Origin of the sequence: Brevibacterium metallidurans, from assembly GCF_037101285.1 — a bacterium.
Classification (GTDB): domain Bacteria; phylum Actinomycetota; class Actinomycetes; order Actinomycetales; family Brevibacteriaceae; genus Brevibacterium; species Brevibacterium metallidurans.
Genome location: NZ_BAAAAF010000011.1, coordinates 50,636 through 75,303, shown reverse-complemented (window position 1 = coordinate 75,303; position 24,668 = coordinate 50,636). Strand labels below are relative to the sequence as shown.

Genomic DNA, 24,668 nt, shown 5'->3' with positions numbered 1-24,668 from the left:
GATTGGTTATGACTGCGCGAACCCACCAGGTGCTGTTCGACTCCGACACGTCGAATTCTGCCTCTGAGCTACTCAAGAAGACCGCGGGATCCAATGCTGATTGGAGCATCCGCAGATCCGACCTGGATCCGCATGTCGCTGACCTCATTGAGACTGTGCTTGAGGCTGTGGCTGCCGGGGAGGGCGTCTCCATCGGGCAGGTTCCCGAAGTGGTTACGACCACTACGGCTGCATCGATGCTGGGACTGTCGCGTCCGACATTGATGAAGCATGTGCGTGAGGGACGGCTGCCGTCGCACGCCGTCGGCACGCACACTCGGTTGCGAAGAGACGACGTGATGAACTTCAAGCGCGAGCTTCGTGCCGTACGCGCACGAGCCATTGAGGATCTCATGGAGCTGGAGGACGAACTCGGCGAGCCATTGTGAAAGAGCGCCGAGAGAGGGGTCGGTCAACTACAGTGTGAGTATGCAGAAGGTGCTTTTCGATACGAATGTTGTCTTCTCGCGCCTGCTCCGCGACACAGTGGTGCACCTGCATTTCCACGAGGCCTTCAGAATCGCATGGACCGAGGACATTATGGCGGAGCTGGTGTACCGGCTCCGCCGCACGTTCCCCGAATGGAATGAGAACCAAGTCGGAGGCGTGCGCCGCAAGCTGATCGATGCGATCGGTGATGATCCGATCACCGGATATCCCGCGTCTGGTCACGCAGATGTCGGAGATCCATTCGACAGCCATCTTGACGCGGCAGCAGAACACGGAAGCGTCGACTATCTGGTGACGATGGATCGAAAGTCCCTTGTTCCTGACCCGGATCTCACGACATACGAGTTCTATCATCTCGACGAGTTTCTCGTGCTCTGTGATCAATCGATGCCTGATCGCGTTCAAGCAGCCCTGTTGACGAATCTCGGATTCCACGTGGACAAAGCCAAGCGGGCCGGTCGAAGTGAATTGCCGAACTTTCCCGAAAAATATGCCGAAGCCGGGGTCCCTGACTTCGCTGAACGAGTCCTCCGCCACTACCGATCGCTGGACATGAGCAAGATTTGGAACTCGCCGCCGACAATGGCGAATTGGATCCGTTGAGTTCGGATCCGATCGGGTGCGGCTAAATGTGGGAGCTGCGCGGAGCCCTCCGGCGATCTCGCAGCTGCGCGCACATGGTTGCCCGACCTCCTCGTCGAAGTCGTCGAGGAGCTGTAAGTCCAGCCGGCCCGTGACCGGGGGAACAGTCTCAGTCCGGGTCGTGGGCGGTGAGGAACTCGTTCACGATTTCGTGCACTTCGGGGCGACCGGCCCAGTAGGCGTGGCGAGCTCCTGCGAACTGCTCGACGCGGACGTTGGGAACCTGCTGACGGAAGACCTCTGCGTTGCGCGGATCGACGAGTTCGTCGGCGGTGCCGAAGAGGATCAGCGTCGGAGCACTGATGTCCGATGGCCGCGGGCCGTCGCGGCGATCGGAGGCCTCGCCGTGCACGCGCATCGCCTCGGGGGAGTGGGGTGAGAACTTCAGCTCAGAGACCTGCCGCGGATTCGCCGCGATCCACTCCTCCGGGTAGAACAGAGTCGTGAGAGTCTTGGGGTCGCCGGCCGCCAGTGCGGTCGCGCCCGAAGCCGGCCGCGGCGGACCGGTCTCGTCGCCGACACTGACGGCACCGGCGACGATCGAGAGTGCCCGATCAGCGAAGTCCGCACCGATCCATTGGACGATCCGGCCGCCCATCGAATGTCCGTAGAAGTGCGCTCGGTGGATGCCCACCGCGTCGAGGACCGCAATGACATCGCGGGCGAAGTCCCGCGTCGACCAGTCTGGGGTGAACTCAGACGAGCTCTCGCCTGTACCTCTGTGGTCCATGAGGACAAGGGTGCGATCGCCGAAGTCGCTGCGAACGGAGTCCCACGCGTGGTGATCGAGGGCGCGTCCTTGGACGAGCACCAGCGGGGGCAGCGGAGATGACCCCTGCTCGATCGAATACCAGAGTCGGGCACCATCATGAGCTTCGGTGAACGTCATGACCTCACGCTAACTGTTGCCCCTGACACAGAGACGACCGCGGCAGGTATTCCCGCCCATCCCTCACTCCCGAGGCGCGCGCCCGGTGCCGCTGAGCGGAGTGTCCCAGCTGGTCGAATCGGCCACGGGGAAGCGGCGGCCGGTGACCTCCTCGGCGATGATGCGCACGAACTGGTTCTTCTTCCCTGCCTGCCACGGGGTGACGTCGAGGGAGATCGTGTCGAGCAGCTCATCGGTGCGGATGATCGGCTTCGCATGGCCTTTGAGGACGACGCTCCACGCGTTGCCGGTCTCCGGGTCGTAGCCGTCGACCTCGAAGGCGACCTGCGGGTGGTCGTGGATGGCCTCGATCTTCGTCCCGCCGCCCGAGCGGAAGACGACGGAGGAATGCTCGATGGCGTAGTTGACAGGGAAGATGTCCGGGTGGAGGTCAGCGCCTTCGCCGACGACGACGGCCAGGCACCCGATCGTCGTGCTGCGCAGGCAGTCCCAGCACTCGTCGACATCGAGGGTCATGTTCGGCTCTGCATTCATCGCTCCGCCTCCTGAGGTGGCCGGGCAGCTGTCGCCGGATGCGACTGCCATCCCGTGAACTTCTACACAGTGTAGAAGAACGTCGGGGGATCGGGAAGCGTCCGCCGGGATGCGGGAGACGGGGTCTCAGGGGGAGACGGACCCAACCCTCCCTGTCCTCGCCCTCCCCTCGCAGAGATGAGACGCTGGAGGCATGGCCAACGAACTCGCCGCATCGACCAGCCCCTACCTCCGCGCCCATGCCGACAATCCCGTCGACTGGCGGATGTGGACGAAGGAATCCCTCGCCGAGGCGGTCGACCGTGACCTGCCGCTGCTCATCTCGATCGGCTACTCCACGTGCCATTGGTGCCATGTCATGGCCCACGAATCCTTTGAGGACCCGGCCCTCGCCGCCCTCATCAACGACCGCTTCGTGCCCATCAAGATCGACCGCGAAGAGCTGCCCGACATCGACGCCCACTACATGAACGCCCTCCAGGCCATGCGCGGCCAGGGCGGCTGGCCGATGACGATCTTCGCCACCCCCACCGGCAGCCCCTTCTACGCCGGCACGTACTTCCCGCCGTCCCCGCGCGGCACCGTCCCCTCCTTCACCCAGGTCCTCGACGCCGTGTCCCAGACGTGGACGGATCGGCGCGCCGAGGTGACCGAGATGTCCCAGCGCATGGACCGCGGCCTTGCCGAGATGGCCACCGCCGTCACCGATGCCCTCCCCGCCGAGGCGGTCGCCGAGTCGCTGACAGCCGACGAGCTCGACGCGGCCGCCGCCGCCCTCCTCGACACCTACGATCCCTCGTGGGGCGGTTTCGGCGGCGCCCCGAAGTTCCCGCCGTCGATGAACCTCCTCCAGCTGCTCGCCGCGTTCGTCCGCTTGGGCGGGACCACCTCGGCGAAGGAGGGCGGGAACGACGACGCCGGAACGGCTGAGACCGACCCCATCGCCGAGGCGAAGCGGACCGGACGGCTGAGCATCCTCGGGGCGGACGGGCACCTCACCGGCGAGTTCGTCCTCGACTGCTTCATCGCCGTCCGCAGCACCTTCGCCCACATCGCCGCCGGCGGGATGCGCGACCAGGTGCGCGGCGGCATCGCCCGCTACAGCGTCGACCGGCAGTGGTTCGTCCCCCACTTCGAGAAGATGCTCTACGACAACGCCCTCTACCTGCGCGCCGCCGTGGAATGGGCGAAGGTAGAGAGCGCCCTCGACCCGACCTCGAAGTGGCTTGCGCTGGCCGAACGCGAGATCGACGACACCGCCGAGTTCATGATCGGCGGGCTCTCGGACGGCGACCGCTTCGTCGCCGCCCTCGACGCCGATTCCCTGGACGCCGACGGACGGCTCGAGGAAGGCGCCGCGTACGTCGTCACACCCGAGGAGTTCGCGCAGATCGGCCATGCCGGCGTCCTCCAGCTCGTCGACTCCCCGGCCGCCGCCGACCTCCCCGGACAGGTCATCGGGGCACCGCGGATCCTCGACTGGCTCGGCATGGACGACGTCCCCTTCGACGCCGACCACCCGGCCCCGTGGGCGACTACCGGGACCAGCGAGCAGATCGCAGCCCTGCGGAACCTCCTCGACGAGCGCCCCCGCCCGGCCAGGGACGAGAAGACTATCACCGAATGGAATGCCCTGGCCATCACTGCCCTCGCCGAGGCGGCCCTCTACCACCACCCGGACCAGCGCGCTTCCGTGTGGGGCAGCATCGCGTCCTTCCTCTGGGAGGAGATGTACAGCCGATTCGTCACCGGCATCGGCGACATCGACGACACCCGCGAGGAGGTCGAGGTCCCCGCGATCGGCGACCTCGACGTGCGGCGCAGCTTCACCGGCCGCGATCCGGGACCAGGGGCGGCGGGTTTGGCCGACTGGGCGCAGATGCTCACCGCCGGGATCACGGTCCTCCAGCTGCGCAACGCCGGGCTCGCCGGCGGCGTCGGCAAGTACGCCGAACCCGGGACGAGCATCGACCAGCATGCTCTCACCTCGGCAGGGTTGGCCGGAATGGCCGAGGTGATGCTCGAGAAGTTCACCTCATGGTCGCCGGAGGGAGATGCCTCCGGCGACGAGGCGGGCGACGGCGGCACCCTCACAGTCGTCGACTCCGAACCCGATGACCTCCTCGGCGTGCGCGGATCCGACCCGATCGACAACGCGCTGCCCTCGGCCCGGGCGGCGGCCGCCGAAGCCCTCCTGCTGCTCGGCGAACTGGGAGTCGAGGATGACGACAGCTCGAGCCTGTCGACAGGGACGATCCTCGATCTGCGCGATCGACTGCTCGGGGTCTATCGGGCGCTCGCCGGCCGGGCGCCGCGCGGATGCGGCCACGCCCTCTGGCAGGCCGAACGCGCACTCGCCCCGATCCGGGTTGCGAGCCGCGACGACGCCCTGCTCACGGTCGCCGCGAGGCATCCGGCCGTCACCCTGCTCACCGACTCGACCGGGGTGCCCGATGCCGGCGGCGCCGAGGTGGCCGTGCCCGAGGGTGCGGCGATCGTCTGCCGGGGTACCGCGTGCTCACTGCCGGTGTCGACTCCGGAGGCGCTCGCCGCCCTGCTCGACGGGTGAGCGCACTCCAGTCTTGGCGCGAGCTCATTCACACCGGCTGAACTCACTCGACGAGGCGAAGGCCCCGATACCGGTTGAGGGCCGCCGCCATCTCCTGCGGCCGGGGCCTCGCCACGTGTCCGGGATGCCTGCGGTGTCCGGTGAGGCCGTCGATGCCCTGGGCGTCGAGCATCTGTTCGATCTCGTCCAGTGCCTCGACCACCGAGGTGGAGCCGTCGAAGATTGTCGCCATGTATTCCAAGGCCTCGGCCACCCCGTTCGTCTGCTCGGGATCGACGAGCTGAGAGACCGCGGCCAGGTCGATGAAGGACTTGCCGAACTGGATGAGGTCGAGTCCCTTGGCCTTCGCGCCCTTCGTCTTCGCCGCAGGCTTGAGCGCATCGGCGGTGGGGATGCGGGCTGGCGGATCACCGAAGACATCGTCGCCGGACCGTTCGTCCCGGGTGAGATCGGCCGGGTCGACGCCGACGAGTTCATGGGCCTCCTCGGTGACATCGGCCGGAACATAGGCGTCCATGGCGATGATGAGATCGGCGACCTCGAAGAACGCACTCGACCCGCCGGCGACGAGCACCGTCGAGACTCCACGCTCACCGAGCAGTGGGCGCACGCGCTCGACGAAGGGCGTGATCGGCTCCCGGTTCGACGGAATGAGCGCCCGCATCCGCTCATCGCGGATCATGAAATTCGTCGCGGAGGTGTCCTCGTCGATGAGCAGAGTGCGGGCGCTCGCCTCGACCGCCTCGACGAGGTTGGCCGCCTGGGACGTCGACCCGCTCGCATTCGTCGTCGAGAAGAATCTCGTGTCAGTGCCGGATGGGAGGTTGTTGATGAACGGTGAGATGTCATCGCCGGTCACCGCCCGTCCGTCCTCGGCCCGGATGGCGGTGGCACTCGGCTCGGTGATGACCCACTCACGGCCGTCGTCGGCGATGTGCGGGTAGACGCCGCGCTCAAGCGCGCGCAGAATCGTCGACTTGCCGTGGTAGCCGCCGACGATGACGGTGACGCCGCGGGGGATCGCCATGCCCGTGACGCTGCGGCCGCTCTCCAGGTCGAAAGTGCGCTCGAGGCTCGTCGGACTGCGGAACGGCACGGCCGCCTCGGCGTCCATCGGCCGATCCGAATCGCCGGAACGGCGGGGTAGGATCGAACCGTTGCCGACGAACCCGAGCAGATCCTCCTCGCCGAGGCGGTTCTGCAGCTCCGTCTGGTCGCGCAGCAGCTGGACGTGGGCCCGCAGGGCGTCCCCGTCGATGTCGGCATAGAGGAACATCGCGCGGGCGAGGTCGATGACGTCGCCGGTGACGGTGTCCGCGGCCTGATGGCCGAGGATCCGGCGGCCGCGGGCGGGCAGGTTGACGAGCAGGCGGGCTTCGAACCCGGCGTCGTCGATGATGACGTTCGTCCGCTCGAGCACCTCCTGACCCGGGTGGCCGAGGTTGATCGCCCGCCCGTGGTGACGGCGGATGACGGCATTGCCGACCCGGAGCAGGTAGTCGGAGGCGGCGACTCTGTCGAGACGCGTAGTCGTGAGATCGGCGGGGAACCCGGCGTCGGCACGGTCGACGCGCACGCGGACCTTCGACGGTGAGGCGAACGGATCGACCTGAACACGGTCGACGATGAGGGTGACCGGACCGAAGCGGTACTGCCCGGTGATCTGCTTGTACATCCCGTAGCTCTTGCCATCGAGACGGTGGAGGGTGTCGGCGAGGGGGGATCGTTGGGCGCTCATTGTGAAATGCTACGCGACAACCGGGATCGACCAGTGGAAAACTTCTGGTGTCTCACCTCTTGCATGTGACACCAGTATGGTGTCATTATGGATGCATGAACATCACACGACATGTCGAAGAGCTGCAGAACCAGCTCACGGCGGCCGCTGCCGCCGGCGATGACACCACTCGCGAGGCCGCCCAGCGACTCGTCACCGCGATCGAACCCGCCGCCAGGGTGACGATCCTCGACGCCCTCACCGATGCGAGCGCAGAGCTGACCACGGCGATCGCACCCGCCTCGATCGACGTCCGCCTCCGCGGACGCGACGTCGACTTCGTCGTCGACGGACTGCCTGATCCGGCAGTCCCCGCGGCCTTCTCGGCGCATGAGCCGGCCCAGCCTACCGACGCCGCAGAGGCTTTCGACCTCGACGAGGCGAGCACCTCGCGGACGACCCTGCGCCTGCCCGACACGATCAAGGCCCGTGCGGAGAAAGCCGCGAAGGCCGAGGGGATGTCACTCAACGCGTGGCTCGTCCGCGCCATCGCCGCAGGTCTCGACACCCGCGGCACCGAACAGACCCGAACCAGCAGAATCTCAGGATGGATGCGATGACCAACACCACTGCCACAGTCCACCAGGCCGTGACGATCGACGTTCCCGCGGCTGCCTTGCTCGTCACCGCGAGCGACCGCAGCGACGTCGACGTGACGATCGAACCCTCCAACCCCGACCGCAGCGCCGACCGCGAGGCCGCCGAACGGATCACCGTCACCGAGACCGAGAACGGCATCGCCGTCACCGGCGAGAAGCGACTGCTCATCGGGTCGAACGGCTCGGCCGACGTCCGCGTCGACCTGCCCGTGGGTGCCGACCTGCGCGCGACCATCGCTGCAGGAGCGGTGAGGATGCAGGGCGACCTCGGTGCCGTACGGCTGAAGATCTCCGCCGGTGATGTCAAGGGTGACACCATGGTGTCACTGCAGGCGAAGGTCAGTCACGGCAGCATCGCCGTCGCCGAGGTGGCCGAGGGCGCCGATGTCCAGCTCTCCAGCGGTGAGGCAGAGATCGGGCGCATCGGGGGTGGGCAGACCCGGATCAAGTCGGGACACGGGTCGATCCGCGTCGATGACCTCGCCGGTTCTGCCGAACTCATCACCGCAACCGGCGGCATCGCCCTCGGCGACGTCGACGGCGATGTGTCGGCGACCTCGGGTCACGGCACTCTGCGGGTCAATCGTGCCCGCGGCGGCCGCCTCGAGCTCAGCTCGAACTTCGGCGGCATCGACGTCGCCGTGGCACCCGGCGCACCCGTGTGGGTCGACGCCGATTCGAAGAACGGCGTCGTGCGGACGGACCTCGAATCCGACGCCGGTCCGCTCGGCGACGAGAAGCCCGTCGAAGTCCACGCGCATACGAAGTTCGGAGACATCGCCATCGACCGCGTCCGATGAGGAGAGACGCGCGCCGGGGTCGCGCCTGAATCGATCGTTCCCGTGAGGTGAGGAGCTTCCGGGCCACCAGGCGGTGATCCTTCGCCGCCTCCCCGTTGCGGACGCACCAAGGTCACAATCCGGTAGCACCCATCCCACAGCCGCTACCCGTCTCACAACCCAGCAGCACCTGCCCTGGTCGAGTGCGCCCGAAAACAGGTGCTGAACCGAAGCAACGCGCCACAACAGAACACGGTTCGTTCGAGCTGATCACGACACTCACCCGAGTAGGAGAAGTGACGGCTCACACGAGCCATTCTCCACGGCTCAACCGAGTCGTATAAGTGACGGCTCTCGAGCCGCGAATAAGGAGGATCCCATGTCGGATCTGGCAATCAGGACCACGAATCTCACGAAGTCCTATGGCAGGACGACCGGAAGGAAGACCAGCAGGACGACAGTCCTCGATGGCATCGATCTCTCTGTCGCCGCAGGTGAGGTCTTCGCCCTGCTCGGCCCCAACGGCGCAGGCAAGACGACGACGGTCAACATCCTCTCGACCCTGCAGCACCCCGACGGCGGCAGCGCTGAGATCTTCGGCCTCGACGTCGTCTCCCAAGCCGGAGCAGTGCGTCCGCTCATCGGCCTGACCGGGCAGTTCTCGGCTGTCGACGGGCTGCTCACGGGGCGGGAGAATCTCGCGCTCGTCGCCGCTCTCGCTCATCTGCCGAAATCGGAACAGCGAGCACGGGTCGAGGAGCTGCTCGAGCGCTTCGACCTCGGCCAGGCCGCAGCGAAACAGGTCTCGACGTATTCGGGTGGGATGCGAAGGCGACTCGACCTGGCGATGACGCTGATCGCCCGTCCGCGGCTGGTCTTCCTCGACGAGCCGACGACCGGCCTCGATCCGCGCAGTCGCCGGACGATGTGGGACATCGTCTCAGAGCTCGTGGCCGCCGGGGTGACGATCTTCCTCACCACGCAGTACCTCGACGAAGCCGATGCGCTCGCGGACCGGATCGCCGTGCTCGACGGCGGGCGGATCGTCGCCGACGACACTCCGGCCGGACTCAAGCGGCTCGTGCCGGGTGCCCGCGTCGACCTCGCCTTCGCCTCGGCGAGCGACCTCGACCGTGCCACCGGTCTGTGGCCGGGAGCCCATGCGCGCCCCGAATCCCTGACCCTGTCGGTACCCGGAGACGGGGGAGCGGCCCACCTGCGGCAGATCCTCGGCGGACTCGAATCGGCAGGCATCGAACCGAGCGGGCTCGCCGTTGAGACCCCGAGCCTCGACGACGTGTTCTTCGCCCTCACCGGACACGGGGCCGGTCCAGTGGAACCGGCCGGAACCCCCGGCACCGGTGAACCGGATGCCCCCGCCGGCGCAGCCGCCCCGGCCGACACCGCCGACCCGGAAGCCGACCAGGGACGGTCGACGGATGCCGGGGGCCGCCTCGGCGGAGGACCGCCCACCTCCATTTCGACACCCGATACGACACGGAAGGACACGGAACGATGACTGCGACAGCATCTCTCGACATGGCCCAGCAGAGGACCCGACGATCGGTCCGTCACACCTGGTCGGACACGGTGACGATGGTGAAGCGTCAGTTCGTCCACGCCGCACGCTATCCCGTGTGGATCTTCCTCGTCGTCGCTCCGATCGCGATTCTCCTGCTCTCGGTCTTCGTCTTCGGCGAAACGCTCGGCAGGGGACTGGGCGGCGACTCCGGTGACTATCTCGACTACATCATGCCGGGGATGATCGTGCTCACGATGGCCGGCGGAATGCAGCTGACCGCGCTCTCGGTCTCCCAGGACATGAACGAGGGCATCGTCACCCGGTTCCGGTCGATGTCGATCTCGCGGGGCGCGGTCATGGCCGGCCACGTCATCGGCAACGGCCTGCAGCAGTGTGTCGCCGTCGTCCTCGTGCTCCTCGTCGGCGTCGCCATCGGATTCCGACCGCAGGCCGGACCGCTCGAGTGGCTCGGATTCGCCGGCTTCGCCGTTGCCATCCTGCTGGCTCTCGGGTGGTTCGCCGTCGCGCTCGGAGTGACGGCGAAGTCGGTCGAATCGGCGAGCAATGTGCCGATGCTCTTCATGTTCCTGCCGATGATCGGCTCCGGGTTCGTGCCCACGGACACGATGCCCGAGTGGTTGCAGGCCTTCGCCGACTGGCAGCCGTTCACCCCGATCATCGAGACGTTGCGCGGGCTGCTCATGGGCACCCCGATCGGTTCCAGCTGGTGGATCGCGCTGCTGTGGCTGGCCGGCATCGGCGTCCTCGGCTATGTGCTCGCCCGTGTCGCGTACGAACGCCGGGCGGCGAAGTAGGCGAGTCGCGCTCGATCGCCGTGGCAGGTCGGAAAAGGAAAACCTCGCCGAGGTGGGAGTCGGAAAGTGGGCGATCGCCGAGGTGGGCGCGAAGCGGGGAGATCGCCGAGGTGGGCGCAGGGGTAACACTTCGAGCGCCGCCCCTGCGTCCCGATTATCGGCACTGCGGGTAACGATCGGACGGGGTTTTCTCCTCAGGGGCGAAGGAGTGCCGAAGTCTGGGTATATTGTGAATCAGCTCACAATGTGGTGTGCATGAGCGGGGTGTCCGACCGGCTCGTTCTGACCGGGACGCACCCTGCCAAGCACCCCGCCGACCACCTGAACCACCGGCAACACCTGCACCACCGGCCGACCGGCCTCCGGCCCACCACCCGCCACGCGACCACCCTGAGACACCGAAGGGACACCGATGTCCGACCGTCCGTCCGGGACTGCCACCAGTCCGCTTCCCCAAGCGAACGTCGACGACCTCATCGCGCAGTACGACGAGGAGCTCCCGCAGCGCACCCTCACCCGCCGCCTCGACCTCGGTGTCGCGATCGTGTGCTTCCTCATCTCGCTCTTTGTGCTCAACCAGGTGTTCTTCCCGCTCAAACAGGGCAACCAGTACTACCTCATGTGGTTCCTCGCGTTCGTCCTCCCGCTCGTCTTCATCTGCTACCGGCCCGGCTTCGGCAGGCGGAAGGAAGCGGGGGAGAGAGCCGCGGACGCCGCCGAGGAGGTCGCCGCCTCGGCGACGGGACCGTCCACGGCATCCGACTCAGCGGACGCGGCCCAGGGCAGCGCCGCCTCGGCGGGGAAGCCGAAGAAACCCCCGCGCTCGACGGACAACCCGTCGGTCATCGACTGGATCCTCGTCGTCGTCACCTTCCTCACCTGCGCCTACCCGGTGCTGCCGTTCTTCTCCGGCGGCTTCGACGCGTTCCTCAACCGGCAGGGCTCGCTGACGACGCTCGACGTGACGATGGGCGGCATCCTCTTACTCCTCATCCTCGAGGCGACGCGGCGGACCACCGGCCTCATCCTCCCGATCTTCTGCGTCGCCTTCTTCCTCTACAGCTACTACGGGGCCTACATCCCGGTCGGCTGGCCCGGCGCGCATGCGGGGCAGAACTTCGACCAGATCATCAACGCCCTCTACAACGACGCCTCCGGCTTCTACGGCATCCCCCTCGACGTCGCCGCGACCTACATCGTCCTCTTCACGATCTACGGCGCCGTGCTCGACAAGACAGGAGCGGCGAACTTCTTCATCGACCTGAGCTTCTCCCTGTTCAAGAAGTCGAAGGCCGCGCCCGGGCGCACGGTCGCCCTCTCCGGCTTCCTGCTCGGCACGGTCTCGGGATCGGGGACGGCCACGGCGGTCTCGCTCGGTGCGGTGACGTGGCCGGTGCTCAAGAAGGCCGGCTACCCGAAGGAGAACGCCGGCGGCATGCTCGCGGCCTCGGGCATCGGCGCGATCCTCTCCCCGCCGACCCTCGGCGCCGCCGCGTTCATCATCGCCGAACTCCTCAACGTCTCCTACGGCCTCGTCCTCCTCTGGGCGGTCGTGCCGACCCTGCTCTACTACCTCGGCATCTTCCTCGCCATCGAGATCGACTCCCGCAAGATCGACGTCGACTACCGCCCGCCGCCCGGCCTGCGCTCGTGGCCGATCCTGAAGAAGGGCTTCTACCACTTCATCTCCCTGGGCATCATCGTCGTCTTCCTCGCCCTCGGCATGGCCCCGTTCAAAGCCGTCGTCTACGCGACGCTCGTGGGCATCGGGTTCGGCGTCATCGAGATCGTGCTCACCCACCGCGGGCAGCCGGCGAAGATCCTCCGCGCGATCTGGGACGTCATCTTCGGCGCCCTGTCGACCGGAATCCGCTCGGTCCTGCCGGTCACCAGCGTGTGCGCGGCCGCCGGCATCATCGTCTCGACGATCACGAAGACCGGCCTCGGCCAGGTCATCTCCGACATCCTCGTCAAAGGGGCGCAGGCGATCTCGACGAACCCGACCGCCGTCCTCGTCTTCACCTGCATCTTCGCCGCGATCGCCGTGACCGTCCTCGGCCTCGCGGTGCCGGTGACCGCCTCGTTCATCATCAGCTGGGTCATCGTCGGCCCGGCACTGATCACCCTGGGCGTGCCCGAGGCGGCCGCCGCGATGTTCATCTTCTACTACGCCGTCCTCTCCGAGGTGTCCCCGCCGACGGCCCTCGCCGCCGTCGCCTCCTCCGCGATCACCGGAGGCCGGGTCATCGCCACGATGTGGCAGGCCTGCAAGTACGCGATCCCTGCGTTCCTCGTGCCGCTGGCCTTCACCTTCACCCCCGAAGGCGCCTCCCTCGTCGCGCAGGGCGGATTCCTCGGTGCGGTGTGGACGGGGGCCGTGTCCGCGTTCGCCGTCGCCGCGCTCGCCGCCGGTGCCGGAGGCTGGATCGTCCGCCGGGCAGGCTGGCCCGAACGCATCCTCTGCTTCATCGCCGCCGGCGCCCTGCTCTACCTCCAGCCGCTGTCGATGATCATCGGCTTCGCCGCCCTCGCCCTCGCCGTCATCGTCCACCTCGTCCTTCGCCGCCGGGTCAAGGACGGTGATCCCACCCCCGCCGAGGCGGCCCTGCCCAACCCCTGAACCGACCGTCCCAGCAAGGCTGAGTCCAGCCCGCGGGAACCCTCGGGCCGACGGACACCACACAGACCCACGACACCCGCAGTTCCACGGAAACACTGAGAGAGGAAGAGCCCATGAAGAGAACGAAGATGTTCACCGTCGCCGCGGCCGCCGTCGCCGCTGTCCTGGCGCTGAGCTCGTGCGGCGGCAAACGGGAGAATACCCCGGCCGCCTCCGGCGGCGACGGCTGCACCGCGGCCTCGGGGCAGATCACGATCGCCACGGGCAACTCGACGGGCGTGTACTACGTCCTCGGCGGCGGACTGGCGCAGCTGATCTCCGACAACACCGACCTCAAGGCCACCGCCGCCGAGACCGGCGCCTCGGTGCAGAACCTCCAGCAGCTGGCGAAGGGCGACTACGACATCGCCTTCTCCCTCGCCGACACCGCTGCCGACGCCGTCAACGGCACCGCCGACTTCGAGGAGCCTGCGGAGATCTCGGCGCTGACCCGCATCTACGACAACTACACGCAGGTCATCGTCCGCAAGGACGCGAACATCAAGTCGATCGAGGACTTCAAGGGCAAGACGATCTCGACCGGATCGCCGAAGTCCGGCACTGAGGTCATCGCCAACCGCCTCATCGAATCCGCGGGACTCGCCGACGCCGATGTCACCAAGCAGCGCCTCGACCTGGCGAAGACCGTCGACGGGATGAAGGACGGAACGATCGACGGCATGGTGTGGTCCGGCGGTCTGCCGACGGCGGGCGTGACCGATCTCTTCACCTCCAACGGCGGTGACGTCGAGTTCCTCGACATCTCCGCGCTCGAGGGGCAGATGAAGGAGCTCAACCCGGTCTACGAGGTCGCCGAGATCCCGGCAGACACCTACAAGGGTGCGGGCGCGGTGAAGACGATCATCACCCCGAACGTCCTCATGGTCCGCAACGACATGGACGAGGGCACGCAGTGCGCTCTGACGAAGCTCATCTTCGAGAAGAAGGCCGATCTCGAGAAGGTGCACGCGGCAGCGAAGGGCATCAAGCTCGACACGGCGATGCCGCCCGAGCCGATTCCGCTCGCCCCCGGTTCGCAGACCGCCCTCGACGAACTGCAGAAGTGAGGCCCTGAACCGGCCGGCTCTCGATCCACGCGGGCTCTCGATCCACGGGGCGGCGGAAAATCGACGCTCCCACGAAACCGGTTTCTCTCGATCCACGCGGCGCACGATTTCCGCGTCGCCCGCGACGCGGATTTCCGGCCCCGCGTGGATCGGCGATGCGGGTGCCGGCCCCGCGTGGATCGGCCCCACGGCCGAAAATCGACGCTCCCACGGAGCCGGCTTCTGTCGATCCACGCGGCGCTCGATTTCCGCGTCGCCCGCGACGCGGATTTCCGGCCTCGCGTGGATCGACGGTCCGGGTTCCGGCCCCGCGTGGATCGGCCCCGCGTGGATCGACGTGGCGGGTTCCGGCCCCGCGTGGATCGGCGGCGTGAGAGGCGCCGCAGCCTCGCCGCTCACGCCCCCTGGAGGAACGCCTTCGCGGCCGCGCCGAGGGCGACGACGTCGCTGATCGCGCACATCTCACGCGCCGAGTGCATCGAATACAGAGCCGGGCCCACGTCGACGGTCGTCATGCCCATCCGCGTCGCCGTCAGCGGTCCGATCGTCGACCCGCACGGCACCGAGTTGTTCGACACGAAGTCCTGGTACTCGACTCCGGCGGCCGTGCACGCCTGCGCCCAGACCGCCGTACCCACCGCGTCGGTCGCATACCGCTGCTGCGCGTTGTGCTTGAGGAGAGGACCGCCGCCCAGCCTGGGCCGCACCTGGGGATCGTGCCTCTCCTGATAGTTCGGGTGCACGGCATGGCCGGCATCGGAGGACACGCAGATCGAGGCGGACAGTGCGGCAAGGTAGTCGCTGCGCGAGGCTTCGGGGTAGAGGGCTGCGACGATGCGCTCGGCGACGTCGGCGAGGAACGGCCCGCTCGCCCCTGACCGGGAGTTCGACCCGATCTCCTCATGATCGAACCCGGCGAAGATCGCGACCCGGTCGAGACCATCGGCGTCGAGGCCCGCCATCGCCGTGACCCCGGCATGGACAGAGAGGAGGTTGTCCAGCCTCGGCGAGGCGAAGAACTCCTCGGCGGCCCCGAAGAGCGCCGGCTCCTGGACCGGGATCGTGTAGACGTCGTGGCCGACGACGAGCTCGGGGTCCACCTCGGCGGAGGCGGCGAGGATCTCGATGACGTCGGCCTCGGCGAGGTCGGCGAGACCGACGATGGGGGTCGTGTGCCGCTGCTTGTCGAGGGTGAGGCCCTCGTTGACCTGCCGGTCGAGGTGAATGGCCAGCTGCGGGATGCGCGCGATCGCCGGGGTGCGGGCGAGGACGACTCGACCGTCGGCGAGGCTGAGGCGACCGGCGAACGCGAGCTCCCGGTCGAGCCACGAATTGAGCAGGGGGCCGCCGTAGATCTCGACGCCGACCTGCCGCACACCGGCGGTGGTGAACTCCTCGCCGGGCTTGAGCTTGAACGCGGGGGAGTCGGTGTGGGAGCCGAAGACGCGGAAGGGCGGGATCGCCGAGGCGGTGGTGGTCGCCTCGGCGGGAGTCATCCACGCGATGATCGCCCCGTCACGGACGACGTAGTATCCGCGGCCGGATTCGAGGGCCCACGGCTCGCGTTCGTCGAGGCGGTGGAAGCCCGCGGCGTCGAGGCGGGCGGCGGCTGCGGCGGTGGCATGATAGGAGCTGGGAGAGGCAGAGACGAATTCCGAGAGATCGGCTGCGACCTGCGCATTTGCTGTCTGGTCCGTGGAAGGAGTGCTCATTTTCTCAGCCTATCCTTTGCGGTAGCTTTGACCACAGGGGTCGAAGCGGCAGACGCAGGACACCGCGAAGCGAGACCCGCGGGATACCGCGGAACGACGGACGCGGGACACCGCGAAGCGATGAGCGAGAAGGCGAGGAGAGTTCGACGTGAACCAATTCGTGGCCGAATGGAACACCTGGCGGGACTCACGGAACTCATCATTGGCGACCCCCTTCGGCTGGCTCAGCGTCGTCGGCCTGCACTGGCTCGACGAGGAGACCACCTGGGCCGATGCCCCCGGAACCTTCACCGTCGCCGACGACGGCTGGGTGCGCCTCGCCCTCGAACCGGGGACGAAGGCCGGTCCCGCGGCGGCCACCTTCGACCTCCTCAATGCTCCCGCGACCGGCGGAGCTGACGGCACCGCGCTCGCCAACGACACCGCAGGCCGCCTCGGCGAGGATGGACGCCCCGCACCACCATCGCCCCAGGTCAGGGTCGAGGACAACGGGTTCAGCGCGAAGCTGCCCGCGGGCGGTTCACTCGACTGGTTCACGGTCGGGCACGTGCTCTATGAGCTCATCGACCGCGGTGGGCGCATCGGGGTGCGGATCCGGGACGCGAAGTCGCCGCTGCTGAGCAAGTTCGTCGAGGTCCCCGTCTTCGACCCGAATCCGGACTTCGTCTTCCTCGGCCGCTTCACCCCGTACGCCGAACCGCAGGTCAGACCCATCGCCTCGGCGGCCGAGGGGGTCGACCTGACGACGACGGCGGTCGGCGAGGTCACCTTCACCGGCCCCGACGGCGAGGTCACGCTCGTCGCCTCGGGATGCCCAGCCACCGGCCTGCAGCTCGACTTCCACGATGCGACGAACGGGGGCGCGACCGCGGCGTGGCGGACGCTCGACCTCGGCATCCCCAACGCCGACGGCTCCCTCGTCGTCGACTTCAACCGCGCCGTGAACTACCCGTTCGCGTTCTCCACGTTCGCGACCTGCCCGGCCCCGGTCGCGGAGAACATCGTGCCTTTCGCCGTCACCGCCGGTGAGCGCCGGCCCCCGTTCTTCTACTCCGAGGCCGGCATCAACGTGCCGTTCCTCTTCTACGTGTGGTGGGATGCCGCCAGCGCCGAGGTGACCCGTCCCTGGTACGCCCGCTTCGGCCTCGACATGACCGTGCTCAACCCCAACGAGGATGCCGTCGACCAATCGCTCGTCGGCTTCGACGGGGTCGCGATGTCCGGTGGGGACCTGACGCCGCTGAGCCGGAAGGCGCGGTCGCGGCTCGTCAAGGTCGCCACCGATGCGCTCACCTCGCGGCTGCCGGTCATCGGGATGGGCGCGTTCACCGACTTCGTCGTCACCGCCCAGCGTGAGCTGCGCGAAGCACAGGGCCACACCGAGGCGACCCCGGAGGCGCCGACGCCGACGCCGGGCCGCGTGCCGATCGTCATGAACAGCGAACTCGACCCGAAGTCGGTCGGCCTCGACGTCGTTCACACCGATGCGACGGGCCTCATCTACGCCGAGGCGGACATGACCCTGCCGCTCGAATCCACGTTCAGCGAGATCGCCGAGTTCGAAGCGGCACTCGCGGCGAAGGCGCCCATCGGCAGCTGGGAGGAGTTCGACTTCCGCGTCGTCACGATGGTCCGTCGCCACCGGTAGAGGCCGCGCCCCCTGCCTCCGAGCAACCTTGAGGGCGCTGAGCAACCCGGCACAGGGTTGCTCAGCGCCCTCAAGGTTGCTCGGACGAGACCTACCAGATCGTCACGCGCTCCGCGGGAGCGAGGTACATCTCGTCGGTCTCCTCGACGCCGAACGCATCGTGGAAGACCGTCATGTTCTTCACCACCTGGTTGCAGCGGAACTCCTCGGGGGAGTGCGGGTCGATGCTCAGACGGCGGACGCGCTCCTCGGTGCGCATCTTCACCCGCCACGCCTTCGCCCACGCGGTGAAGAACTCCGCGGCCTCCTCCGCGCTGGGCTCCCGGCCGAGTTCGAGCTCGAGGGCCTTCCAGCCGATCGACAGTCCGCCGAGGTCGCCGATGTTCTCACCCACCGTGAGCGCGCCGTTGACGTGCTGGGACGCTTCGAGGCCCGCGGGGACGAGGGCGTCGAACTGGGCGATGAGGGCCTGCGTGCGCTCCTCGAAGCGCTCCCGGTCCTCGGCCGTCCACCAGTCGACGAGGTTGCCGTCGCCGTCGTATCGTGAGCCCTGGTCGTCGAAGCCGTGGCCGATCTCGTGGCCGATGACCGCGCCGATCGCCCCGAAGTTGTGCGCCGCCGAACCCTCGGCGTCGAAGAACGGGGGCTGGAGGATCGCTGCCGGGAAGACGATCTCGTTCATCACCGGGTGGTAGTACGCGTTGACCGTCTGCGGGGTCATCAGCCATTCGGTGCGATCGATCTCCCCGCCGATGCGCCCGATCTGGCGAGCATGCTCGGCGCGGGCCGCGCGACGGACGTTGCCGACGAGATCGGTGGGATCCACCTCGGCGGGGTACTCACGCCACTTGACCGGGTAGCCGACCTTCGGGGTGAACTTCGAGAGCTTGACCAGCGCCCGCTGCTTCGTCTCCTCGCTCATCCAGTCGAGCTCGGTGATCGACTTCTCGTACGCCTTGATGAGCATGTCGACGAGGTGGTCGATCGCGTCCTTCGCCGCCGGCGGGAACTCGGCCTCGACGTAGAGCTTGCCGACGGCCTCGCCGAGGAGGGACTCGACGAGCCCGACCCCGCGCTTCCAGCGGTCCCGCAGCGCCGGGGTGCCCGAGAGGGTGCGGGAGTTGAAGTCGAAGTCCTCTTCGACGATGTCGTCGGTGAGCAGCGAGGCGTTCGAGGTGAGCACGGACCAGCGCAGCCAGGTCTTGAGCGTCTCAAGGTCGGTCTCGGCCCACACACCCGCCATGCCCTCGACGAAGGAAGGCTGGCCGATGACAACGGTGTCGAACTCTCCGTCGATGTCGGCGGTCAGCGAGGTGAACCACGCGTCGAAGTCGAAGCCGGGACCGAGCTCGCGCAGCTCGGCCAGGGTGCGCTTGTTGTACGTCTTCTCCGCATCCCGGGTGGCCACGCGGTCCCAGTGGTGGCGGGCGAGCGCGGTCTCGAAGGCCATGACCTTGGCGGCCACCTCGGCGTCGGAGATCCCTGCGGCCTCACCGAGCCCAGCGAACGCGGACATCCTCTGCACGTGCGCGAGGAACTTCGTGCGCACCTCGGCGAAGTCGTCGTTGAAGTAGTAGTCCTCATCGGGCAGGGAGATCCCGGCCTGGACGAGGTAGAGGGCGTAGACGTCGGAGTCCTTCGCATCGGCGGTGACGTACCCGCCGAGGAGCCCGCCGATGCCCTCGGTCTCGAGGCGGCCGAGGAGGTTCGCGAGCTCGGACTTCGACTCGGCGGCGTCGATCGCGGCGAACGTCGCCTCGAGCGGGGAGACCCCGAGGTCGTTGATGCGCTCGAGGTCCATGAACGAGGTGAAGAGGTCGGCGACCTTCTGCCCCTCGGATCCCGGCTCCTGCTCCGCGTCGACGGTGTCCTTGATGATCGCCCTGACCTTCGTCTCCGCGGTGTCGAAGAGCTCACGCATCGCCCCGTCGCCGGCCCGGTCGTCGGGGATCGTGAACGCGTCGATCCACCGGCCGTTGATGTGGCGGAAGAGGTCGTCCTGCGGGCGCACCGACTCGAGCGGGGCCAGGTCGGCGGCGGAGCCCGCGGACTCCGGATTGACCGGGGAGTTCGAGGTATGAGATGTCATGGTGCAACAGTATCGTGGACACCGGTCCAGCCCGCTGAGTGAGGAGTGAGAGTATGCCCCTGCCGTCCGTCGTGTTCGTGTGCACCGGCAACATCTGCCGGTCCGTCACCGCCGAACGCGTCCTTGAGCGTCATCTTTCCGACACCGGCGCCGAGGCGGTCGTCGACTCCGCCGGGATCAGCGACGAGGAGGAGGGCAACCCGATCGACCCCCGGCAGGCCCGGGTGCTTGAGGCGGCGGGCTACCGCACGGAGGGTCATGCGGCCCGGCAGATCACGCGGGAGTGGCTCGCGAAGCGCGACCTTGTCATCGCGATGACCGACCGACACCGCCGTGCCCTTGAGGGGCTCATCGCCGACCTGCCCGCCGAGGCGCGCCCGGAGCTGCGGATGCTGCGCGAGTTCGATCCGGAGGCCGCCGGTCAGAGCCCCGTCCCCGACGTCGCCGACCCGTGGTACGGCGGTCGGTTGACAGATTTCGAAGAAACTCTTGAGACAATGGTGAGGTCCGTGCCGGGAATCACAGATCACCTGCACGTCGTCGCCGGGCAACCTCGGTGATACTGACATCAGGGATACTGACACCAGGGACGAGGTTGCCGGTCGGCTGGGCGTCAAGGCACCCGAACATCGTTGAAGGAGAAACTCGCATGACTCGCACACAGAGGTCCGCTCTCAGGCTGGTCTTCGCCGCACTCATCGTCGCCGCCCTGAGCGTCGTCGCGGCGGCACCGGCCAGCGCTCACGACCAGCTGATCTCGACGAACCCCGAGAACGGGGCACAGCTCGACAAGCAGCCCGAGTGGCTCGAGATGAACTTCTCCGGCGAGATCCAGGCCGTGGGCTCCGAAGTCATGGTCAAGGTCGACGGCACCGACGTCTCCGCAGGTGAGCTCACCGCCGAAGGCAAGAAGCTCTCCGTCGCCCTGCCCGACAACCTCAAGCCCGGCGCGTACACCGTCGTGTGGCGCGTCGTCTCCTCCGACGGCCACCCGATCTCCGGCAACTTCGCCTTCACGATCGGCGACGCCGAGGGTGCCGGCGGCTCCGTCGAGGCGACGACGCAGGCCGGTCTCGGCGGCGCGGTCGTCGATGAGCCGGGTCAGAACACCGAGACCCGCGGTGAGATCGGCGAATCGACCGGCAGCGACACCGGCATGTCGACGCCGATGATGGTCCTCCTCGGCGTCGGTGCCCTGGCGATCATCGTCATCGTCGTCCTCCTCATGCGCCGCAAGGCCCAGGGCCTGCCCGGCACGAAGGACGACACGACGAAGGACTGACGCCCGGGCCCGTGCTGTGGCTCTCGGCCCGGCCCGGCGCGGCGCGACAGACCGCGCTCGAAGCGGCGCAAGGCGCGCGGCAGGAGATACGGCGCGCGGCGTGGCACACGGCACGCGTCGCTCTGCACGGCGCGACGCGGCACAGGGCGTGACTACAGCGCTCGGCGCGGCACACGGCGCTCTGCGCGGCACACGAGGTCCCCGGATGAACGCATCCGGGGACCTCGTGCATTCACGGTAGCCTGTCGTTCAACGCGGGGCTCGAATATCGACGCGTCCGCGAATCGTGGCTCGCTCGATCCACGCGGGGCCGGAAATCCGCGTCGCCCGCGACGCGGAATTCGTGCTCGGCGTGGATCGACGGTGGTGAGAGGTGCGTGGGTCGGGCGGCTTGAGTCCGTGGACGGTACAGGTCGACTCAGCCGTCCGGGGCCACCGAGGCACGGATCGACTCAACTGTCCGGGCCCGCCGCGGCGCGGGATGGCTCAGTCGTCCGGGCCCGCCGAGGTACAGCTCAGTTCAGCTGTCCGGACCCGCCGAGGCGCGGGCGACGCGGGCCCCGGTCGCGCGGTCGCGCGCGGACAGGGCTGTCGTGTCATCGGTAGCCTGCCTCGCCGAGGCGGCCGCCGCCTCGACGATGTCGCGCACCGGTTCCGACGCCCACGCGGCCATCGCGACCTGCTGGGCCACCTGTCCATCCCAGGTCAGCGGCGGGGAGACCTCGTCGGCCGCCTCGGCGGCATGGAGGAGGGCGATGATCGTCCCCGTGCGCACATCCGGCTGGCCCCCGCCGTCGAGGACCGCAGCGAGCGCTGCCCGCAGACGTTCTTCAGGGCCCGGGTCGACGACCTCCCACGACGAGGTGGGGAAGAGGCCGAGGAAGCGCGAGCGGTGATGGTCGAGGATGCCGTGGTTGCCGAGCCGGACGAGGAGAACATCGTCGAGACGGGGCAGCAGGATCGGCAGCGCCGAGGCGAGCGGACGCTCCTTCTGTCCGAGCAGAGCGATCGCGTTGACGAACATCGGATCGGTGGGGCGGGGGACCTCGGCGGGTCGGATGAACGGCGAACTCGGATCGGGTCCGGGGAGGATGTCGACGAACCCGGCCTCGGCGAGGTCGACGAGGAGGGCTCCGGTGAGCGCGGACTCGAGGCCCGGGGTGATCGTCGGGACCTTCCCGCTCTCGGGCAGGAGGAGCAGCATGAGGTCCTCGCTGATGAGGAGGGTGCGGCGAGCGGTCATCGTCGGGTCCTTCGTCCGTGGGCTGGAGGGCTGGAGTACGTGGGCTGGAGTGAGGGTCTTCGTGGGCTGGTGGGTTCGTCGGTGGGCTGGTAGGTGAAGCGGCGTGGATCGAGTCGCGTGGCGCGGTGCGGATCGCCGCGAACTTGCCACCGGCGTCCGGGTTCCGTGGGAGTCAGTGTAGTCTCCGGTCGCGGTCGCCGGGCTGTGGTCGGTGACCGCCGTCTCCACGGGCGAGAGCGATCGCGTCGCTGCGCCGGCTCACCCCGAGCTTCGCGAAGAGGGAGTTGATGTGGGACTTCACGGTCGAGACTCCGAGGAACAGGTGCTCGGCGATCTCGGGATTCGTCGCCCCCTCGGCCATGAGCCGGAGGACATCGGCCTCGCGCGCCGTAAGTTCGGGGAACCGTTCGTGCAGGGAGACGGGGTGGGCTTCGGGGAGGCCGGCGACGACCCGACCGGCGATGCGGGCATCGAGCGGAGTTCCTCCGGCCGCCGTGGCCCGGATGGCGGCGATCATCTCCTCCCGGCCGGCATCCTTCGTGAGAAATCCGGCGGCCCCAGCCCGCAGCGCCGAGTCGATGCTCGCATCGTCGCCGAAGGTGGTGAGCACGAGGACCTTCACCCCTGGACGGGCCTGCGCGAGTCGCGCGGTCGCCTCCGCCCCGCCGAGGTTGGGCATTCGCAGGTCCATGAGGACGACGTCCGGGGTGAGCTCTTCGGCGAGGGCGACGGCCTCAATTCCGTCGGATGCTTCGCCGATCACGTCGATGCCGTCGGCGAGGGAGAGCACGGTGACGATGCCGTCGCGGACAAGCGCCTGGTCGTCGGCGACGAGGACGGTGATGCTCAACGTTCGGCCCCTGCCTGTGCGGCGGACTCATCGGGCGACGCCAGGTCCACGGCAGTCGAAGGTGCGAGCGGGATCCACGCTGTGGTCTCGAAGGTCAGTTCGTCGACGAGGCGACCGTGCGCTCCACCGCCGAGTGCCTCACAGCGCTCCCGCATGCCGCGCAGCCCGAATCCGCCGGGCCCGCTCGTCGTGGTGGTGGCGGCACTGGTGGGAGTCGTGGCACCGGGCGTAGTCGAGGCATCGGTGGGAGTCGTGGCTTCTGCGGGAGTCGAGGAGTCTGGGGGACCCTGGGATGTCGGCGAATCATCGACGACGGGGTTGCGGGCGGTGACGAGGACGACCGGGACGATGTCGGACTCGGTCTCGTCGGTCCCGGAGCCGAACGGCCGCTGGTCGATCCGCACCTCGAGGGTGACCGGTCAGCCGGGGGCATGACGGCGGGCGTTGGTGAGCATCTCCTGGACGGCGCGCAGCAGAGCCTCGGTGCTCGACGGGCTCAGCCGCTCGAGAGCCCTGGCCTGACTGTCCGGCACAGCGCCGTCCTGCCCACTCGGCGCAGCCCCGGCCGGCCCTTCAGGCACAGCCTCACCCTGCCCCTCCGGCAGCGTCGATTGAACCTCACCGCCGCTGTCCCGGTGGGCGCGCAGCAGTTCGCGGGTGCCGTCGAGCAGATCCTGCTGCGGCGTTTCGCGGAGCGCCGCGACGGCTCGGCGCGATTCGCCGAGGCCCTCGGCGGCCAGCCCGCGGGCCCGGTCGATCCGGGTCTCGAGTTCGTCCCAGCGCCTGGCCTGCGCCAGAGCGGCGGCCGCATCGAGCTGGAGCGTCAGCGCCCCCAACGAGTGCGCGAGCACGTCGTGGAGATCGCGGGCGATCCGGGCGCGTTCGGTCAGGGCGGCCGTCGTCGCCCGTTCCCTCTGCAGGGTCAGCTGTTCCTCGAGAAGCGCCCGCGCCTGCCGTTCGGACTGGATGCGACCGGCGCGCAACCGGGTGAGCAGCCCCACCCCGGCGCCGACGAGGAGATTGATGATCACGAGCTCCGCCGGCGCCCCCACGACGAGAGCCGATACCGTCAGGCCGCAGACGTCGGCGACGATGGTCAGCGTCACGAGCAGCACCGAACGGTCGGACCGGCGCAGGAGTCGGACGAGTCCGGCGATCGCCAGGGGCACCATCGTCGTCTCGGGGGCGAACGCCAGAGCACACGCCGTGACCTGGGAGACGACGAGGAGCAGGGTGCCCGTCGTGTGCTGCCTCGGCGAGGCCTCCCGGTAGTCGTCGGTGAGCGCCCCGAGGAACATCTCCGCCACCCACAGGGCGACCGCCGCGAGAGCCGCCGCGCGCAGAGCGGGTTCGGTGACCTGCCAGGAGTTGACGGCGAAGAACACGCCGAGCACGATGCCGAGGCCGAAGGTCAGCGCCTTCGCCTGGCGGGATCGAAGCCGGATGCCTCCGCGCGCGTCGTGACGGCGGGAGGGATCCGGCTTCATGGCGGCGATCATACCG

The 24,668-nt window shown here is 68.3% G+C and carries 21 protein-coding genes; 12 read left to right on the top strand and 9 right to left on the bottom strand.

What is annotated here, in order from left to right:
- Window positions 1-8 precede the first annotated feature (8 nt).
- On the top strand, window positions 9-428 hold the full coding sequence (locus tag AACX88_RS13205) for a helix-turn-helix domain-containing protein (RefSeq protein WP_339393406.1): 420 nt from the start codon (window positions 9-11) through the stop codon (window positions 426-428).
- A 40-nt stretch (window positions 429-468) separates the two neighbouring features.
- Window positions 469-1,092, top strand: a complete 624-nt coding sequence (locus AACX88_RS13200; protein ID WP_339393405.1) for a PIN domain-containing protein — start codon at window positions 469-471, stop codon at window positions 1,090-1,092.
- 148 nt (window positions 1,093-1,240) lie between these two features.
- On the opposite strand, the gene AACX88_RS13195 is transcribed toward AACX88_RS13200, so the two are convergent.
- Both AACX88_RS13195 and AACX88_RS13190 read right to left on the bottom strand, forming a co-directional pair.
- A complete protein-coding gene (locus AACX88_RS13195) occupies window positions 1,241-2,020 on the bottom strand; it encodes an alpha/beta fold hydrolase (RefSeq protein WP_339393404.1) in 780 nt (259 codons plus the stop codon).
- A 63-nt stretch (window positions 2,021-2,083) separates the two neighbouring features.
- Window positions 2,084-2,554, bottom strand: a complete 471-nt coding sequence (locus tag AACX88_RS13190) for a pyridoxamine 5'-phosphate oxidase family protein (RefSeq protein ID WP_339393403.1) — start codon at window positions 2,552-2,554, stop codon at window positions 2,084-2,086.
- Window positions 2,555-2,747: 193 nt separating this feature from the next.
- On the opposite strand from AACX88_RS13190, the gene AACX88_RS13185 reads away from it, so the two are divergent.
- Window positions 2,748-5,123, top strand: a complete 2,376-nt coding sequence (locus AACX88_RS13185; protein WP_339393402.1) for a thioredoxin domain-containing protein — start codon at window positions 2,748-2,750, stop codon at window positions 5,121-5,123.
- Window positions 5,124-5,166: 43 nt separating this feature from the next.
- Here the strand turns inward: AACX88_RS13185 and AACX88_RS13180 are convergent, their stop codons facing one another.
- Entirely contained in the window at window positions 5,167-6,861 is a 1,695-nt protein-coding gene (locus AACX88_RS13180; protein ID WP_339393401.1) for an ABC-ATPase domain-containing protein, read from the bottom strand.
- 95 nt (window positions 6,862-6,956) lie between these two features.
- Here AACX88_RS13180 and AACX88_RS13175 point away from each other — a divergent pair, with 95 nt between their 5' ends.
- The 6 genes from AACX88_RS13175 to AACX88_RS13150 all read left to right on the top strand — a co-directional run bounded on the left by AACX88_RS13175 (window position 6,957) and on the right by AACX88_RS13150 (window position 14,341).
- A complete protein-coding gene (locus tag AACX88_RS13175) occupies window positions 6,957-7,460 on the top strand; it encodes a toxin-antitoxin system HicB family antitoxin (RefSeq protein WP_339393400.1) in 504 nt (167 codons plus the stop codon).
- Window positions 7,457-8,299 (top strand): DUF4097 family beta strand repeat-containing protein, encoded by an 843-nt coding sequence (locus AACX88_RS13170; protein ID WP_339393399.1) that lies wholly within the window; start codon window positions 7,457-7,459, stop codon window positions 8,297-8,299. Before AACX88_RS13175 ends, AACX88_RS13170 begins: the two co-directional genes overlap by 4 nt.
- A 358-nt stretch (window positions 8,300-8,657) precedes the next feature.
- Window positions 8,658-9,797 carry an ATP-binding cassette domain-containing protein gene (locus AACX88_RS13165; RefSeq protein WP_339393398.1) on the top strand — a complete coding sequence of 380 codons (1,140 nt, stop codon included), beginning with the start codon at window positions 8,658-8,660 and terminating at the stop codon, window positions 9,795-9,797.
- On the top strand, window positions 9,794-10,615 hold the full coding sequence (locus AACX88_RS13160) for an ABC transporter permease (RefSeq protein ID WP_339393397.1): 822 nt from the start codon (window positions 9,794-9,796) through the stop codon (window positions 10,613-10,615). The genes AACX88_RS13165 and AACX88_RS13160 overlap by 4 nt, the downstream gene beginning before the upstream one ends.
- A gap of 412 nt (window positions 10,616-11,027) precedes the next feature.
- Window positions 11,028-13,235: a TRAP transporter permease gene (locus AACX88_RS13155; RefSeq protein ID WP_339393396.1), complete on the top strand. Its 2,208-nt coding sequence runs from the start codon at window positions 11,028-11,030 to the stop codon at window positions 13,233-13,235.
- Between the two features lie 113 nt (window positions 13,236-13,348).
- On the top strand, window positions 13,349-14,341 hold the full coding sequence (locus tag AACX88_RS13150) for a TAXI family TRAP transporter solute-binding subunit (protein WP_339393395.1): 993 nt from the start codon (window positions 13,349-13,351) through the stop codon (window positions 14,339-14,341).
- Between the two features lie 395 nt (window positions 14,342-14,736).
- On the opposite strand, the gene AACX88_RS13145 is transcribed toward AACX88_RS13150, so the two are convergent.
- Complete coding sequence (locus AACX88_RS13145) at window positions 14,737-16,053, bottom strand: M18 family aminopeptidase (RefSeq protein WP_339393394.1); 1,317 nt, start codon at window positions 16,051-16,053, stop codon at window positions 14,737-14,739.
- A gap of 148 nt (window positions 16,054-16,201) precedes the next feature.
- Between AACX88_RS13145 and AACX88_RS13140 the strand changes: the two genes are divergently transcribed.
- A complete protein-coding gene (locus AACX88_RS13140; RefSeq protein ID WP_339393393.1) occupies window positions 16,202-17,701 on the top strand; it encodes a DUF1684 domain-containing protein in 1,500 nt (499 codons plus the stop codon).
- Between the two features lie 91 nt (window positions 17,702-17,792).
- Here the strand turns inward: AACX88_RS13140 and AACX88_RS13135 are convergent, their stop codons facing one another.
- The gene (locus AACX88_RS13135) at window positions 17,793-19,790 is read right to left on the bottom strand and encodes a M13 family metallopeptidase (RefSeq protein ID WP_339393392.1); all 1,998 of its coding nucleotides are present in this window, start codon (window positions 19,788-19,790) and stop codon (window positions 17,793-17,795) included.
- 53 nt (window positions 19,791-19,843) lie between these two features.
- Here AACX88_RS13135 and AACX88_RS13130 point away from each other — a divergent pair, with 53 nt between their 5' ends.
- Complete coding sequence (locus AACX88_RS13130; protein WP_339393390.1) at window positions 19,844-20,350, top strand: low molecular weight protein-tyrosine-phosphatase; 507 nt, start codon at window positions 19,844-19,846, stop codon at window positions 20,348-20,350.
- Window positions 20,351-20,439: 89 nt separating this feature from the next.
- On the top strand, window positions 20,440-21,072 hold the full coding sequence (locus tag AACX88_RS13125; protein WP_339393389.1) for a copper resistance CopC family protein: 633 nt from the start codon (window positions 20,440-20,442) through the stop codon (window positions 21,070-21,072).
- Window positions 21,073-21,592: 520 nt separating this feature from the next.
- On the opposite strand, the gene AACX88_RS13120 is transcribed toward AACX88_RS13125, so the two are convergent.
- From AACX88_RS13120 to AACX88_RS13105, 4 genes are all read right to left on the bottom strand, one after another.
- Window positions 21,593-22,315: a GOLPH3/VPS74 family protein gene (locus AACX88_RS13120; protein WP_339393388.1), complete on the bottom strand. Its 723-nt coding sequence runs from the start codon at window positions 22,313-22,315 to the stop codon at window positions 21,593-21,595.
- 172 nt (window positions 22,316-22,487) lie between these two features.
- Window positions 22,488-23,165 (bottom strand): response regulator transcription factor, encoded by a 678-nt coding sequence (locus AACX88_RS13115; RefSeq protein ID WP_339393387.1) that lies wholly within the window; start codon window positions 23,163-23,165, stop codon window positions 22,488-22,490.
- The gene (locus AACX88_RS13110) at window positions 23,162-23,569 is read right to left on the bottom strand and encodes an ATP-binding protein (protein WP_339393386.1); all 408 of its coding nucleotides are present in this window, start codon (window positions 23,567-23,569) and stop codon (window positions 23,162-23,164) included. Before AACX88_RS13110 ends, AACX88_RS13115 begins: the two co-directional genes overlap by 4 nt.
- Before the next feature lie 15 nt (window positions 23,570-23,584).
- The gene (locus tag AACX88_RS13105) at window positions 23,585-24,652 is read right to left on the bottom strand and encodes a sensor histidine kinase (protein ID WP_339393384.1); all 1,068 of its coding nucleotides are present in this window, start codon (window positions 24,650-24,652) and stop codon (window positions 23,585-23,587) included.
- Between the last annotated feature and the right edge of the window lie 16 nt (window positions 24,653-24,668).